This window comes from Calothrix anomala FACHB-343 (genome assembly GCF_014696435.1).
Taxonomy (GTDB): Bacteria; Cyanobacteriota; Cyanobacteriia; order Cyanobacteriales; family Nostocaceae; genus Aulosira; species Aulosira anomala_A.
Genome location: NZ_JACJQG010000075.1, coordinates 1 through 15,943, shown reverse-complemented (window position 1 = coordinate 15,943; position 15,943 = coordinate 1). Strand labels below are relative to the sequence as shown.

13 protein-coding genes and 1 pseudogene are annotated in these 15,943 nt (G+C 39.2%); 6 read left to right on the top strand and 8 right to left on the bottom strand.

Features of this window, described 5'->3' with window-relative positions; translation table 11 throughout:
• Positions 1-291: 291 nt before the first annotated feature.
• Positions 292-1,473 (bottom strand): radical SAM family heme chaperone HemW, encoded by a 1,182-nt coding sequence (gene hemW, locus H6G08_RS30630; protein WP_190550038.1) that lies wholly within the window; start codon positions 1,471-1,473, stop codon positions 292-294.
• A 252-nt stretch (positions 1,474-1,725) separates the two neighbouring features.
• Between hemW and H6G08_RS30625 the strand changes: the two genes are divergently transcribed.
• From H6G08_RS30625 to H6G08_RS30615, 3 genes are read left to right on the top strand one after another with little or no spacing between them, the layout of a single operon-like run.
• A complete protein-coding gene (locus tag H6G08_RS30625; protein ID WP_190550036.1) occupies positions 1,726-2,802 on the top strand; it encodes a PIN/TRAM domain-containing protein in 1,077 nt (358 codons plus the stop codon).
• Positions 2,803-2,812: 10 nt separating this feature from the next.
• A complete protein-coding gene (locus H6G08_RS30620; protein ID WP_190550034.1) occupies positions 2,813-2,968 on the top strand; it encodes a hypothetical protein in 156 nt (51 codons plus the stop codon).
• Positions 2,969-3,027: 59 nt separating this feature from the next.
• On the top strand, positions 3,028-6,186 hold the full coding sequence (locus tag H6G08_RS30615; RefSeq protein ID WP_190550032.1) for a two-partner secretion domain-containing protein: 3,159 nt from the start codon (positions 3,028-3,030) through the stop codon (positions 6,184-6,186).
• A gap of 67 nt (positions 6,187-6,253) precedes the next feature.
• Here the strand turns inward: H6G08_RS30615 and H6G08_RS30610 are convergent, their stop codons facing one another.
• Positions 6,254-7,762: a UbiD family decarboxylase gene (locus H6G08_RS30610; protein WP_190550030.1), complete on the bottom strand. Its 1,509-nt coding sequence runs from the start codon at positions 7,760-7,762 to the stop codon at positions 6,254-6,256.
• A gap of 147 nt (positions 7,763-7,909) precedes the next feature.
• On the opposite strand from H6G08_RS30610, the gene H6G08_RS30605 reads away from it, so the two are divergent.
• Entirely contained in the window at positions 7,910-8,263 is a 354-nt protein-coding gene (locus H6G08_RS30605) for a papain fold toxin domain-containing protein (RefSeq protein ID WP_190550029.1), read from the top strand.
• Positions 8,264-8,294: 31 nt separating this feature from the next.
• Positions 8,295-8,678 (top strand): hypothetical protein, encoded by a 384-nt coding sequence (locus H6G08_RS30600; protein WP_190550027.1) that lies wholly within the window; start codon positions 8,295-8,297, stop codon positions 8,676-8,678.
• Positions 8,679-8,836: 158 nt separating this feature from the next.
• Here the strand turns inward: H6G08_RS30600 and H6G08_RS38580 are convergent.
• The 6 genes and pseudogenes from H6G08_RS38580 to H6G08_RS30570 form a co-directional block, all read right to left on the bottom strand.
• Positions 8,837-9,292: pseudogene (locus H6G08_RS38580) on the bottom strand (sensor histidine kinase); the annotation flags it as partial.
• Positions 9,289-9,777, bottom strand: a complete 489-nt coding sequence (locus H6G08_RS38575; protein ID WP_190550025.1) for a hypothetical protein — start codon at positions 9,775-9,777, stop codon at positions 9,289-9,291. The gene H6G08_RS38575 and the pseudogene H6G08_RS38580, both read right to left, overlap by 4 nt.
• Positions 9,778-10,381: 604 nt before the next feature.
• Positions 10,382-11,176 (bottom strand): phosphate ABC transporter ATP-binding protein PstB, encoded by a 795-nt coding sequence (gene pstB / locus H6G08_RS30585; protein ID WP_190550023.1) that lies wholly within the window; start codon positions 11,174-11,176, stop codon positions 10,382-10,384.
• Entirely contained in the window at positions 11,170-12,096 is a 927-nt protein-coding gene (gene pstA, locus H6G08_RS30580; protein ID WP_190550021.1) for a phosphate ABC transporter permease PstA, read from the bottom strand. The genes pstB and pstA overlap by 7 nt, the downstream gene beginning before the upstream one ends.
• Before the next feature lie 71 nt (positions 12,097-12,167).
• Complete coding sequence (pstC, locus tag H6G08_RS30575) at positions 12,168-13,082, bottom strand: phosphate ABC transporter permease subunit PstC (RefSeq protein ID WP_190550092.1); 915 nt, start codon at positions 13,080-13,082, stop codon at positions 12,168-12,170.
• Between the two features lie 136 nt (positions 13,083-13,218).
• A complete protein-coding gene (locus H6G08_RS30570) occupies positions 13,219-14,232 on the bottom strand; it encodes a PstS family phosphate ABC transporter substrate-binding protein (protein ID WP_190550019.1) in 1,014 nt (337 codons plus the stop codon).
• A 390-nt stretch (positions 14,233-14,622) separates the two neighbouring features.
• Between H6G08_RS30570 and H6G08_RS30565 the strand changes: the two genes are divergently transcribed.
• Complete coding sequence (locus H6G08_RS30565; protein WP_190550090.1) at positions 14,623-15,405, top strand: phosphate ABC transporter ATP-binding protein; 783 nt, start codon at positions 14,623-14,625, stop codon at positions 15,403-15,405.
• The last annotated feature ends 538 nt before the right edge of the window (positions 15,406-15,943 follow it).

Genomic DNA, 15,943 nt, shown 5'->3' with positions numbered 1-15,943 from the left:
TTCGCCTTAAATTAATTTTAAACAGGAGTTTATGATAATATAATGAAGGAAATATGAGTAAATTCTCATGAAAATATCAAAAAAAATGGCGAGATCAGTGCAGTTTATCAGCAATAAAAAATAGCCGTTGAATGATTACATTCAACGACTGATTGTGTCGATTAAATAGCAATATGTCGAACTAAAAAATAGCTAAATATTGACTATGGTTATGAGCTTTTTAACAATGAGATTTACCCATGCAATGGCAGCTTTTAAGAGGTTTATTTTGCTCATGAGCTGCGCTGTTATTTAACCAAATTCGGCAAATAATTCTGCTAAAACTACGTTAGAAAATAAAAAGCCCTGAGGATCGCTTAAACGCAATCTGCCATCAACAATTTCTACCCAACCTTTATCAAAATAGGGTTGTAAAAATTGATAGATCTGTTCTACTTTCTCATTTCCAAATGCCACGGCTAAGGCTGCTAAACTCATCCCTTCAGGTAGACGTAATCCCAACATAAAAGTTTCTAACAAAACTTCATTAACTGGTGTAACTTCACAATCGACTACGCAACCAGCTTCTACCCATTGGTAATATTCTTTAGTTTTACGGGGACGAGTGAAGCGTTTTCCGTCAATATAACTAGCTGCACCCATCCCAAAGCCATAATAAGGGCGGTTTTCCCAATACACTCGATTATGTTGGCATTGATGACCTGATTGTGCGTAGTTAGAGATTTCGTAATGTTCGTAACCTGCAGATGTTAAAGCTTGTTGTGCCATTTGGTACATTTGCACTGTGGTTTCATCTGTGGGTAAGGGACTCGCACCGGGTTGATAGTAACGCCCAAAAGCTGTACCTGGCTCTATGGTAAGGTCATAAATTGAGATGTGGGTAGGCGCGATCGCAATTGCCTTTGTTAATGAATCTTGCCAATCTCCTAAAGACTGATGCGGTAACCCAGAAATTAAGTCTAAACTCAATTCGGGTATCTCGACTTTGCGGACTAACTCTACAGCTGCAAAAATATCTGCAATTGTATGCGATCGCCCTGCGACTTTCAGCAACTCTGCTTGAAACGCCTGTACGCCCAAACTTACCCGATTTACCCCTAACCTGCGGTAACCAGCTATATGTGCTAAATCAAACGTTCCTGGGTCGATTTCCATTGAAATCTCCGCCCCTGGTAAAATACCAAAACGCCTGTCTAAGGCTGCTAATATTTGCTGTAACTGGTCTATCGCCAATAATGAAGGAGTACCACCACCAAAAAAAATCGTCTTTAAGGGTTGACCAAACGACTGGGTGATGCCGATTTCTTGAATTAGCAGCTCTACATATTGGGAGATAGTACCAGATGTTTCTCCACGAGCGCGATCGCCCACAACATATATCGGAAAATCACAATAAAAGCACCTCCGTCTGCAAAAAGGAATATGCACGTAAGCAGAACTGGGAAGGCTATCAAAATTAAGTTTTTTATCCATTGTGAGAAATAATAAAATTAATCATCCAGAGAATTACCGACAATAAAAATTAGTAGTTTATTTACGAGTTTTATCGTTTTACAACAAAACAATTAAGAATATGAAGGTAAAACTATTTCGTTATAATATTTGCAGATATTGCCTGCTTAAACCCCTAGAGTTAAGTAAACATTTATCAATCTCATTTGCAGATGAAATAAAAAATACTTAAACTCTTTCGGTTAATACAGTTGCAGGAAAAACCAAAAAACCATGCTAGATGCAATTATTATTCTCTCATTTATCCTAGCAGCATCGGGGATCGGGTTCTATAGCATTGAACTACTACCCAATGGTTCGCTAGACCGAGTAACAAACATAGAAGCTTTACGCTTAGTTGTTGCCGTTTTTGCCGCTATTATTGGCGGTGCAGTGGGGCTGAGTTTCCAAACTACCTACCGTCGCTTAGAAGCACAAGTCAAAGAAATGCCTCTGGAAGTAATTCTAACGCGGGCGATTGGTTTGGTAATTGGACTATTATTAGCCAACCTCATGATAGCCCCGCTATTTTTGCTACCTATCCCCCCGGATTTTAGTTTTATTAAGCCTTTAGTTGCAGTTGTCGGCAGTATTATCCTGTCTGTGACTGGGATGAATTTGGCTGATACCCACGGGCGAGGTTTGTTGCGATTTATTAATCCCAACACCGTAGAAACTATGGTAGCGGAAGGAACTCTCAAACCCGCCAATACGAAAGTTTTAGACACTAGCTGTATTATTGATGGTCGGATTGAAGCACTTTTAGAAACCGGCTTTTTAGAAGGACAAATTATTGTCCCACAGTTTGTGTTGCAAGAATTGCAACAAGTAGCCGATGCGAGTAAAGACCAAAAGCGGGTAAGGGGAAGAAGAGGATTAGAAATTCTCAACCGCATTAAAGAAGCTTATCCCGATCGCATTCTCATTAACCCAGCAGATTACGAAGATATTTCCACAGTCGATGCCAAGCTGGTACGATTTGCTCAAGAAATTAACGCCACGCTGCTGACTAACGATTACAATTTATCGAAAGTTGCTAGCGTGCAGAAAGTCCCCGTATTGAATGTCAACGATTTAGTTAACGCCGTTCGTCCCACATATTTACCTGGCGATAACCTAGATTTGAAAATTCTCAAAGAAGGGAAAGAACCCAGCCAAGGAATCGGCTACCTTGATGATGGCACAATGGTTGTCGTGGAAGAAGGTAGTAGTTATGTAGGTGGAGAACTGCGAGTTGTAGTCACCAGTGCTTTGCAAACTACAGCAGGACGCATGATTTTTGCAAAACCACAGGCTTCAGCATTGGCATAAAGACAATAGAATGTTTAATTTAAGTGTATTAGCCATCGGTGTAGGTTATCTGCACCGATTGTTGATTAAATTCATAACCCCAGCTTTGATTAAAAGTTGGGGTTATTTGTGGTTATGGCATTTAAAAGATTTAAAAACCCTGCTTCCCTATGAGGATGTTATTTAAACATCGGTTATGGGCACTATAACACTATCATTCTTGGGAAGAGATTTAATTCAGGATCTATGAATAATCAGGCAGAAAATTTTAATAACAATCTATGGATAGTAAACAATCCTAAATTCAAAATTCTTTTATTTTGTATTTTATCTTCAGTTTATCTAACTCCAACCTTAGCCTCTGCCCAAATTGTTCCTGATAATACAATCTCTTCCCCATCAGCAACGGCTACTGTCGGTAATACCACGGAAATTACTGGCGGAACCAAATCAGGTAGTAACTTATTTCATAGTTTTTCACAGTTTTCTGTCCTCAAAGACACCACAGCTTGGTTTAAAAATGATGTAGATGTCTCTAATATTATTAGTCGTGTTACTGGTGGTTCTATTTCGGATATTAATGGTTTAATTCGGGCTAATGGTACTGCCAATTTATTTTTAATTAACCCCAATGGTATTGTTTTTGGTGCTAACGCCGCTTTAAATATTGGTGGTTCTTTTTTTGCTAGCACTGCTGATAGTATTAAATTTGCTGATGGCAGTATTTATAGTGCAGTTAATCCCCAAGCAGCACCTTTATTAACTATCAATACTCCTGTAGGTTTACAGTATGGCGCAAATCCCGGTGGAATTATCGTCAATGGAGATGGTAATAAACTATTTATTGATGAATTTTTTGCCACTTCTAGAGATAATAGACCTGTAGGAATAGCGGTACCATCTGGGCAAACTTTAGCATTAGTCGGTGGTGAAGTTTCTCTCGTGGGTGGTAATGTGACTGCCGCTCAAGGTAGAGTAGAAATTGCTGCTGTTAAAGATAGTTTAGTTACTATTAATTCCACAAATTCCGGTTTATCTTTAAGTTATCCAGGTGTGAATAGTTTTTTAGATATTAACTTAAATAAAGCCGCTTCTATTGATGTTAGTGGAGAGGGAAGTGGTAATGTTCAAGTAATGGGTAGAAACGTAAATGTAACTGATGGTTCGGCAATTTTAGCCAATACAGAAGGCAGTTTAAATGGAGGTGCGATTCTGATTAATGCCAGAGAATTGCTACAGGTAAATGGCTTTAATCCTGATTCAGGATTATCTACTATTATCTCTACTGATGTTTCTACAGGCGCAACAGGCAATGGTGGCATCATTGATATTACTACTAACAAATTAATTGCTACAGATGGCGGACAAATTAGTAGTAATACCTTTGGCTTTGGAACTGGCGGTACAGTTAATATTCAGGCTAGCGATATAGAACTAATTTTTGGCGGGCCTTTAGGGCCTAGTGGGATATTTGCTAATACTGATTCTGGTAGTGGCGATGCTGGCAAAGTTAATGTTGTTACTGAAAATCTTTTAATTAGTGATGGCGCACAAATTTCAACTACTAGTTGGCCGGGTGGCGGTAAGGGTGGCGATATTAATATTACTGCCAAAAAAACTCAAATAATTGGTGCTGCTTTTGATGAATTTGCTAGTGTTTTATTAGCGACAACTTACTCTAATGGAGATGGTGGTAATATTTATTTAAAAACTGATACTTTAGCAGTAAAAGATGGGGCGCAGATTGGGAATAATACTAATCTGGGTGGGAATGCTGGTAAAATAGAAGTTATTGCTAACAATATAGAAATTAGCGGCACAGTTGCCGGAAAATTTGCTAGTGGCTTATTTAGCAATGTTGAAGAAAATGCCACAGGTAATGGTGGACTGCTAAGAGTTGAAACGGCAAATTTAAAGTTATTTGATGGTGGTGCTATAGTTTCTAAAACTAACAGTTCAGGTAATGCTGGACAGATAGATATTGATGCTAAAAATATAGAAATTCAGAGTAAAGAAGGTAATGTATTACCGACAGCTATTGCGGCTGATGTTCAGACTAACGCTACGGGTAGTGGTGGTAAATTAACGATTAATACCGATATTCTATCTTTAAAAGATGCTGGACAAATTGCCACTAGCACTTTTGGTAAAGGTGACGCTGGAGAATTGATTATTCAGGCAAAAGATATTAGTTTAGATGGTTTTATATCTAGCGCTAGTAGTGGCATATTTAGTAATGCTAGTAATAACGCTAATAGCCAGGTTATTAGTCAGGGAAATGGTGGTAAATTAACTATTAATACTGAAAAATTAACCATCGCTAATGGTGCGACTATTGCTGCAAGTAATTTTCGCAGTCGTAATCAAAGTATTTCTCCAGGAGATGGTGCAGCAGGGGATATTCAAATTAATGCTATCTGGTTAGAAATGTTGAATAATAATTCAGAAATCCCCAGTAGTATTAATGCATCAACTTGGAAAGGTGGTGGTGGTAATATTCAACTGAATATTCAATCGTCAATTATGGCTAGTAATGGTAGTGCAATTACTGCCGAAACTAGAGGTACTGCGAATGGCGGTACAATTCGCGCTAATACTAATTTGTTGGAATTAAATAGCGGCGCATTTATTAGTACTAGTAGTATTGGTTCAGGTTTAGCTGGTGATATCTTTATTGATGCTAACCGAATTCGCACCGATGAAAGTCAAGTTATCGCTACTTCCACTCAATCGGGTGGTGGTTCAATTAGGCTGAATAGTAATTTACTGTTATTACGTAACAATAGCCTAATTAGTAGTAGCGTTACCGACAGTACAGGGGGTGGTGGTGATATTTTTATTAATTCCCGGTTTGTTGTCGGTGCAAATAATAGCGATATCCGCGCTAATGCTGTTTTGGGAAATGGTGGTAATATTTTTATTTCCACTAATGGTATATTTTTAACTCCCGATAGTGAAATTGATGCGAGTTCGCAATTTGGCGTTGATGGGGTTGTAACTGTAACTAACCCAGATGCAGATAATAAAATTAGTATCCAAGAATTACCGCAAGATTTAATTGATGTTTCTCAGCAAGTAGTTGCTAGTTGTAAGCGCAACCGCGACAATCAATTTGTGATTACAGGGAGAGATGGATTACCACAAAATCCTACTCACATCCTCAACAGTCAAAATTCTTGGCATGATTTACGTAATTTTGCTGTAATTGCTGGTAATAATGGTATAGAAGCAGCCAGGGGAATTAACAAAGCAAATCTACCTGAAAATAATGATAAGGCTACTAGAATAGTTGAGGCGCAAGGGTGGATAGTTAATGCTAATGGTACGGTGGAATTAGTTAAACAAGCGCCTGATGTGACTTATGTAACATCTCAACAGGCTGCACCCTATTGTGCTGGTTCGTGATGTTGGTAATTATGGGGGCGGGGAAACCCACACAAGGGCGGGGTTTCCCCGCCCCTACGAAAACGGATCACTTCATGTCGTAGCCAAACAAATTTGGATCAACTTCACCTAATTGCAAATCTGCTAACCCATACTCAGCCCAGCGTCTATCAACCATCGCGGCGACATCGGAATCTGATTCTAGTGGCGCGCCCCATTCGTGGTCGGTTTCTGGGGGAATTTTCGTGGTAGCATCAATTCCCATGCGTCCGCCTAAACCAATTTTCTCGCTGGCAAAATCTAAGGTGTCAAAGGGTGTATTTGGTAAGATAAATACATCCCTGGTGGGGTCAACTTTAGAACTAATTGCCCAGACAACTTGACGGGGATCGCGAATATTTATATCTTTATCAACCACAATTACAAACTTGGTGTAAGTAAATTGGGGTAAAGCACTCCAAAACGCCAAAGCAGCGCGTCGTGCTTGTCCGGGATATGCTTTATCAATGGAAATAATCGCCGCTTTGTAACTCAAAGCTTCCATTGGTAGGAAGAAATCAACAATTTCTGAGACTTGTTGGCGGAGAATTGGGGTATAAATTCTATTCAGCGCGATCGCCATCATAGCTTCTTCTTTAGGTGGACGACCGCTAAATGTTGTTAAGTAAATCGGATTTTTGCGGTGTGTCATGCATTGAAAGCGAATTAAGGGCGAATCTTCCACACCGCCGTAATAGCCCATATGATCGCCAAAGGGGCCATCAGGTAACATTTCCCCTGGTGTAATTGTTCCTTCTAAGACAAATTCTGAGTCGGCGGGAACTTCCAAATCTACGGTTTTGCATTTAGCCAACTGCACCCCAGAACCGCCATACAGCCCAGCAAATAGCCATTCTGATAAATCTACAGGTATGGGTGTAGCGGCTGCCATAATAATTAAAGGATCTACACCAAGTGCGATCGCAATTTCTAATTTTTTACCCCGTTCTGCAGCTTTGCGTAAATGTCTCGCCCCACCCCGCACCGATAACCAATGTACGGTCATGGTATTTTTAGATTGCAGTTGTAAACGATACACACCTACATTAGGCGTACCAGTCTCACAATCCTTGGTAATTACTAGCCCTAGAGTGATAATCTTGCTAGCATCACCGGGATATGGACGTATTAAAGGCAACTTAGTTAAATCTAAATCGTCCCCTTGAATTACCACTTGCTGACAAGCGGGGAAAAAGTCGCGTCCTGGTTTAGCTTTGAGGACATCAAACAGCACCTTACCAAAATCGATGGCTTGGGAAATCTTCTTTGGTGGTTTGGGTTGTTGCAGCATACTCAGCTTTTTACCCAGAGTTTCTAACTCTTCTGGCTGCTGCATATTCATCGCCCAGCAAATCCTTTCCACAGTTCCCATCAAATTCACCGCCACCGGGAAGGATGCACCTTTGACGTTTTCAAACAGTAAGCCCGGCCCGCCTTGTTGCAGCATCCGGTTAGAAATCTCCGCAATCTCTAAATCTGAGTCCACTAAAGCAGAAATTCGCTTTAATTGCCCTCTTTCTTCCAGAAGTTTGATAAATCCCCGCAAATCTCTCGCCATTGTTTTAGTAAAGCTGAATAGTTAAGAACTGTGAAGCGTTCTCTTATATTATTAGCTATTCTTCACCGTTTCACACCGCAGAAGATGCGTCAAGCATTTAAGCTGAATTAAGGCAAACGAATTGATATCTAAGGTCAGGGTGCGTGGGTGAGTGGGTTATCTGATGAGGAAATATACCAGGAAGTAGGTAAAATCGTAGCAAATTTTCAGTTATATGAATGTTATGAATGTGCTAATGCTGTCATGCATTGGCTAAAACAAAATGATATTCCAGGAAGGATGATTAAAATTCAAACAGCTTTTGGTGAGGATTATATAATTAGTAAACGTCTAGAATCACAGGGAATAAACGATTCGATTACCTTAAATGGGATTCATTATAGTGTGGAGGTGAAAGATAAAGTATTTGATAATCTCTCAATAGCAGGATTAAATTTTAGGGATTGGTTTAATGATTTTGAATGTCCAAGCGGAGAATTTTTAATTGATTATTTAGATTAAATAGGATAAATAATCATTGCAGGTGATGGAAATGAGTAAATTATTTGAGATTTTGCAGAAAATTCGCACCAAACCAGGTATGTATCTGGGAAAAGCTTCTGTTAGCGATTTGTTTCATTTCTTAGTAGGTTTCAAAACAGCTTTGAGAGAATTAGGAATTGAAGCTACTAAGGAAGAAATGGATTTTTATCGAGAGTTTCAACCTTGGGTACAAAAGAAATATCAGGTATCAACCTCAAATTCTTGGGCAAAAATAATTATGCTCCATTGCGCTAATGAGCAAGAAGGTTTCAATACTTTCTACAAATTGTTAAGTGAGTTTCAAAATCGCCAGAAAAATTTAAAGGGAGATTTATTTGATAAACAATCTTCAGCAGAAAATAAACCAAACCTAGAAGAAGTGATTGGTAGATAAAACTGACTATAGCAATCCTAAATCATTGGTGAAATTTGCTACTTCTCGGTTTTTCTATAATCCTTGGCGTACTTGGCGTCTTCTCTGCGAGACGCTACGCGAAGGCGGTTCATCAAAAAAAATATTTTCACAACTCAGATAGGATTGCTATATAGATCCTAAGCAATTTTATACATTACTTGTCGCACGGGAATCTGCACGACAAACTCAGTCCCTTGCCCAGGAGTTGAATAACAATCAATTTTGCCGTTGTGTTTCTGGGTAATAATTTGATAGCTGATAGATAATCCTAATCCAGTACCTTTACCTATGGGTTTGGTGGTGAAGAAGGGATCGAAAAGTTGAGAACGAATTTCTTCACTGATACCGATGCCATTATCCGCGATCGCGATCGCAATCCAGTTATCATTGCTAGTAAAGGTGCGAATGGTAATTTGTGGTGTAGTGTTAGCGGTAGATTCTTCCAGCGCATCAATGGTATTACTCAGAAGATTCATGATCGCTTGATTGAGTTGGCTGGGGTAACATTCCACCATTGGTAGTTGTCCATAATCTTTGATAATTTGAATTGTGGGATGATTGGGGCTAGCTTTCAGGCGATGTTGCAAAATTAATTTTGAGTACGGTTACCATCGTTATCCGTTAAGTAAGTTGTGCAATTTTTCTCAAGGCTGGGTGTTTTCGGGGCAATATCATCGATAGTGACAGTTTTGCCATCAAAACGAGCAGCACCAGCACCTTCCCCATTAGGAAGATACAAACCAATATAGGTGAAGTCATAAGCCTGCATTTGCTGCCAAAAGTACTTGCCAACAGTTTGGCGATCGCGTACATTCAGCAACCCCATGCGAATGGCATTAGCATTAATCTGGTTAACTTTATGGGGAACCGATAGATAGGCATCTAAATGATTATCTACCTGACTGCTGGTTCGCTTCATCAACTGTTCTGCTAATTCCTGAACCGCTTTTTCTCCATTTTTGAAAGACAAATATCCCACTAACCCCACTGCACCAAACACTTGCGCCACAAAGGGAACAATCAGCACAAGTTGTAATGGTAAAGCGCGAAATTTACTAAATGATGGATGGGTCTTCATAAAATGGGAAATTTTTCCTCATTATGCCAGCTATAGGTGTGGACTGGAATTCACCACCAACCTTAACTAAGATAATTCCCCAAAAATTACCCGCCTTAACACAATTTGCTCTTGTGTTTTCGCCATCAACACTTTAGTGGGTGAATTTCTCCACAGATTTTGTCCTGACTACAAACTCCGGAAAATTAATTTCATGAATATCGAGAAAAAATTTTTTCTTGCAAAAAGATTTTTTAACAACAACTTAACCAATTTCTTTACTTTTCTTAACTGCCAATACCGCACAATTTGGTTAACCTAAATAAGGATAAAGCATTATTTATTACAAATAAGCGTTAACCAGATCAAACATGGCCAGAATATAAAACACAACCCTGGCAGGTAGTCTAACTATTTGACCCCTGCTGGGTTTATCTATTTGTAAATTTTTTAAGTAAATTAGGCTACATTGAACTTAACAGAAATTTAACGGAGTAGCGATTTCCCTCAATACACAATTTCATCCATTCATAGCGAATTGACTTAGGAAATACTCTGCGAAACTTTGCGCCAACCTCCGCGCTCCTTTGCGTTGAAAAACCTATCAACTTATGCAAAGCAGTACTTAACCAAATAATCCACCAACATAGTCTGCGGTTTTTTGATTTGCTGGGTAATTAAAAATCGCCTCTGTCCTGTCAAATTCCACCAATTCCCCCAAATACATAAACGCCGTATAGTCAGAAACACGAGCTGCTTGCTGCATATTGTGAGTCACAATTAAAATTGTCACTGTTTGCTTGAGTTGGGCAATTAATTCTTCAATACTAGAAGTGGCGATTGGATCTAAAGCCGATGTAGGCTCATCAAATAAAACAATCTCTGGCTCAGTTGCTAAAGCACGAGCAATACAAAGCCTTTGTTGTTGTCCACCAGAAAGATTAGAAGCTAAATCCCGCAATCTATCTTTAACTTCATCCCACAAAGCAGCACCGCGCAAAGCCTTTTCAACCTTCTCATCAATAACCCGGCGTTTTTTTTCACCTCTTACCCGCAAACCGTAAGCCACATTTTCATAAATCGATTTCGGAAAAGGATTAGGTCTTTGAAAGACCATACTAATCCGCATTCTCACTTCAATGGGATCGACTTTATTACTTAACAAATTAATCCCATCCGGTGCTAAATTAATTTCTCCTCGATAACGATTTCCCGGATAAAGGTCATGCATCCGATTGAAACAACGTAACAAAGTAGTTTTACCACATCCAGAAGGGCCAATTAATGCTGTTACTTGTTTCTCAGCAATAGGGAGATTAATATCTTTCAAAGCATGGACTTTACCACCATAGTAAAAATTCAGATAATTAACCGCAGCCTTAATCGGTTTCTCTACAGTTGAAGATGTTTTTTCTACCATTTGATTGTTTTGCGTAAACGATAGCGGAGATAAATAGCTACAGCATTCATAGCCAAAGTCATAGTTATCAAGACAATCCCCGCAGCAGCAGCATTTGCTTGAAATGCTTCTTGGGGACGAGATACCCAATCAAACATTTGAATTGGGATTACAGTAAAAGCTGATGATAACCAAGCAAAAGAAATAAACGGAAATTCACTTTTAATTGGCGAATCTGGCAGAAAGGCAATAAAATTTAGTGCGCCAATAGTTACAAGCGGTGCAGTTTCCCCAATAGCCCTTGCTAAAGCCACAATAATTCCTGTGAGAATGCTACCAGTGGCATAAGGTAAAACATGATCCCAAATCATTTGCCATTTAGAAGCACCAGTAGCATAAGCAGCTTCGCGGATACTATTAGGAATCGCCCGTAAAGATTCACGAGTGGTAACAATAACCACAGGTAAAACTAAAAGTGCTAATGTTAATCCTGCCGTGACTATACTAGAGCCTAAATTTAACCCATAAACAAATAAACCCAGAGCCAAAAGACCGTAAATTATTGAAGGAACGCCAGCTAAATTAGTGACATTAATTTCGATAAAATCAGCAACCCAATTTTTGCGGGCATATTCTTCTAAATAAATTCCTGAAGCTATGCCAATAGGAATTGCCGCAGATGCCGTCACTAGCATGACTAAAATTGAGCCTACCCAAGCCGAAAGAATCCCCGCATTTGCTGCCCTCCGACTAGGGAATGAAGTAAAAAATTCCCAAGAAAGTCGCGGCAATCCATCACTAAATAAGTCAAATATTAATGCGAATAGAGTAATAATTCCCACCAACATTGACAACAAACCAACAATACCAAAAATATATTCAGACAGCTTATTGCGGTTGATAACAGCGCGGATATACCGCATATTTTGAGTGGTCGCCATAACGAAATTCTTAATTAACTATTGTACAGACGCGATTCATCGCGTCTCTAACAACCGATTCATCGCGTCTCTCAATAAATCTCTCGATAACGCTTTGCCAGAAAATGACCAATGATATTAAATACCAAAGTCATCAGCACCAGAGATAATCCCACAGCAAAGATAGTTTCGTATTCCAAACTTCCATGTGGTAAATCGCCTAAACTAACGGCGACAATATAAGCTGTCATAGTTGCAGCTGGTTCCATTGGGTTCAGGGTGAGGTTGGGTTGACCGCCAGCTGCGATCGCGACTATCATCGTTTCACCCACAGCGCGAGAAATCCCCAAAATATAAGCTGCTGATATCCCCGAAATCGATGCTGGGACTACAACTCGTAAAGCTGTTTGCAAGCGGGTAGCACCAGTTGCATAGGAACCTTCGCGCAGATGTGCCGGTACTGCTCGCATCGCATCTTCACTCAAAGAGCTAACATAGGGAATAATCATCGTCCCAATGACTAAACCCGCACTCAACATATTAAAACCAGGTAATTCGGGGAATATTACCTGCAATAAAGGCGTCACAAATAGTAAGGCAAAATAGCCATACACTACTGTGGGAATTCCCGCCAATAATTCTAAAGCTGGTTTGATAACTTCTCGCACTAGCGGTGGTGCAAATTCGCTCAAATAAATAGCAATAATTGTTCCTAGTGGGATTGCTACTATTAAGGCAACTACTGTAGTCACTAAAGTTCCAGACACCAAAGGCCAAATACCATAGTGCTTGTCATCAAACAAAGGCGTCCATTGAGTATCTGTGAGAAATTCCCAAATCGGTACTTTCTGAAAAAACAAAATCGATTCGTAAACTAAGATAGCGACAATCGCTATGGTAGTCGCCACAGAAGATAATGCTGCGAGAAATAAGACAAACTCAATCGCCCGTTCTCGAAGATTACGTAATAGCTTGGGAGAAAGTCGAGTTGGTTTAGCACCAATCATGTTACAGGATAGCGATCGCTCTTGCAAAAATTAACTTCAATTAATATCAAGAGATAAGACAAAGAGAGGCGAAAACCTCCCTTAAATCACTCTTGAATTTGAACCAATTCAAAATTCAGAACCTGGGAAACTTTGTTTAGTCTTTAGCGTCACGACGCAATAGTTCGTCAATCTTTAAACCAACCGCTTCTTGACCGCCAAATACACTACCAAATCTCTTTTTATTAAAATGGCTTTGCGCTGTAGTATAAGCTGAACTTGGTAACGCCACATATCTCACTTCTTTCGCTAACTTAGCAGCATTCTGCAAATAAAATTGCACAAACTGCTTCACCTCTGGTTTATCAATAGATTTGGAACTGACATAAATAAACAGAGGGCGAGATAAGGGACTGTAACTGCCATTTTTGACTGTAGCGTCTGATGGTAATACCCCATTAATTGCTACAGCTTTGAGTCGTTTGCTATTTTCTGCATAATATGCATAACCAAAATAGCCAAGGGCATTCTTATCACGAGAAACGCCCTGTACCAGAACGTTGTCATCTTCACTGGCGGTAAAATCACCCCGACTAGATTTAGCTTTACCAACCACCGCTTCAGTAAAGTAGTCAAAGGTACCAGAATTAGTCCCAGGGCCAAATAACTTCAGTGGTGCATTGGGGAATCCAGAACGAACTTGACTCCAGTTATTCACCTTACCTTGCGCACCAGGCTCCCAAATTTTCTTGAGTTCAGCGACTGACAAATTCTTCGCCCAGCTATTTTGCGGGTTAACCACAACTGTTAAAGCATCATAAGCTACTGGCAATTCTACGTAACGAACGCCATTTGCTTTACAATCGCTGATTTCTTTTTGCAGAATAGGACGGGAAGCATTGGATATATCTGTTTCACCACGACAGAACTTTTTAAAGCCACCACCAGTACCAGAAACACCTACAGTAACTCTGACTCTACCGCTTTGAGCTTTTTGAAAATCCTCTGCTACTGCTTCCGTAATCGGAAAAACAGTACTAGAACCATCTATTTGAATTGTTTTCACACCTTGGGATTGAACCGCAGACATTGTTAATCCAAAAGTGGCAGCTACTACTGAAGTTACACCTAATACCGTCAAGCTGTTAAGCTTAGAGTTTATCTTGTTCACCAGGATGCTCCTAATTTATCAGACCTGCGATTGCCGTCGAATCGCTATCAAATGACAATAATTGTCTGAAGTTAAAAAATTGTGAACATATTTGTTAATTGTTCACTGCCTGAAATTTGACTTACTCAGGTAATATAAAAGTTAACCAGTGGTTATATGGAGGGTAAGTTGTAATCGTTAGTAAAATAATTGTTTGTTAAAATCTAAATTTTTTCTTTATGTGCTAAATGCAATTAATGCATTAATGATTTAACGATGTCTCATAAACCCATCTGTGAATTTACAAATACTTTACAAATCTTTTGCCAATAAAAGAGTAGAAATAATTTCATAGAGAAAGAAATTGTAACTGTTCTGCCCAGTCAGTTTTGCTATCAAATATTAGCGATGATGAGTAAATTAGTACCAGCCATAAGAGTCAGCAATTTTAGTTTTTATTACGATACTAAAAAGATACTTGAAGATATATCGCTAGATATTTACCAAGACAGAGTCACTGCAATTATTGGCCCTACTAATTGTGGTAAATCGACTTTTCTCAAGTCTCTTAATCGCATGAACGAATTAGAAGCAGAAGAAGTACGCATTCAAGGTAAAGTGGAATTTTTTGGGCAAAATATTTATGAGCGTCGTGTTAACTTAAATCGAGTACGTCGCCAAATTAGTATGGTATTGCCAAAACCAAATCTCTTTCCTATGAGCGTATATGATAATGTTGCTTATGGGGTGAAACTTGTAGGATGGCGACCAAAAGCAGAATTAGATGAAATAATCGAGTCGGCTATTAAAAGCGCTAATCTTTGGGATGAAGTCAAAAATAAACTGCATAAATCAGCTTTGGATCTTTCTGGCGGACAACAACAAAGATTGTGTATTGCTCGTGCTTTAGCCGTCAAGCCAAAAGTTCTGTTAATGGATGAACCTTGTTTTGGCCTCGATCCCATTGCTAGTACGAAAGTTGAAGAGTTAATTCAAAGTCTACGCTCTTATTACACAATTGTAATTGTTAGCCACAATATGCGGCAAGTTACTCGCATATCAGATTTTACAGCTTTCTTTTGTCTTAATGAAAATCAAACTAGTAAGCTAGTTGAATTTGGTAGTACCTATAAACTCTTTTCTAATCCCTCAGATTACCGCACCCGCGATTACGTTTTACCACGTATGAATTAAGTGCTTTCTTATTCATCGTAGTTAGCCCTTCGCTCACGGCTTTTCTGGGAGAAGCTGCGCGCCAAGCAAATCTATGCCGTTAAGATAATGCTTTACACTTAGGGTCATGACAGAGTATGAATTATTTTAGCCGTTCTACTTATCGTAAATACAAGGGTTTAAGACCCCTGCGTGTATACGTAGTATTATTTTCAGACGGGGATTTAAACCCCGTCTGAAAATGTCTTGAATTTTGAATTTTGAATTTTGAATTTTGAATTTTGAATTGTTAATGTGTGCCTTGATTGCTAAAGTTGCAACCAGTTCCTCACATTCAAAAAACATCAAGTCTCTATTAGACCTGCCTTAAAAATAGGAGATAGGATATAGGGACTAGGCACTAGAGAAAATGGATTTTTATTGTTTTTTGTGAGCGTAGCTCATGGAGTCTCTTGCATAAATATTTTTTGTCTCAAGCAAAGTCGCATTCGGCGTTTGCGACTTCCAGAAAATAAATTATCCAATTTCCGAGAAAAGATATTTTTATTTTTCTCCCTGC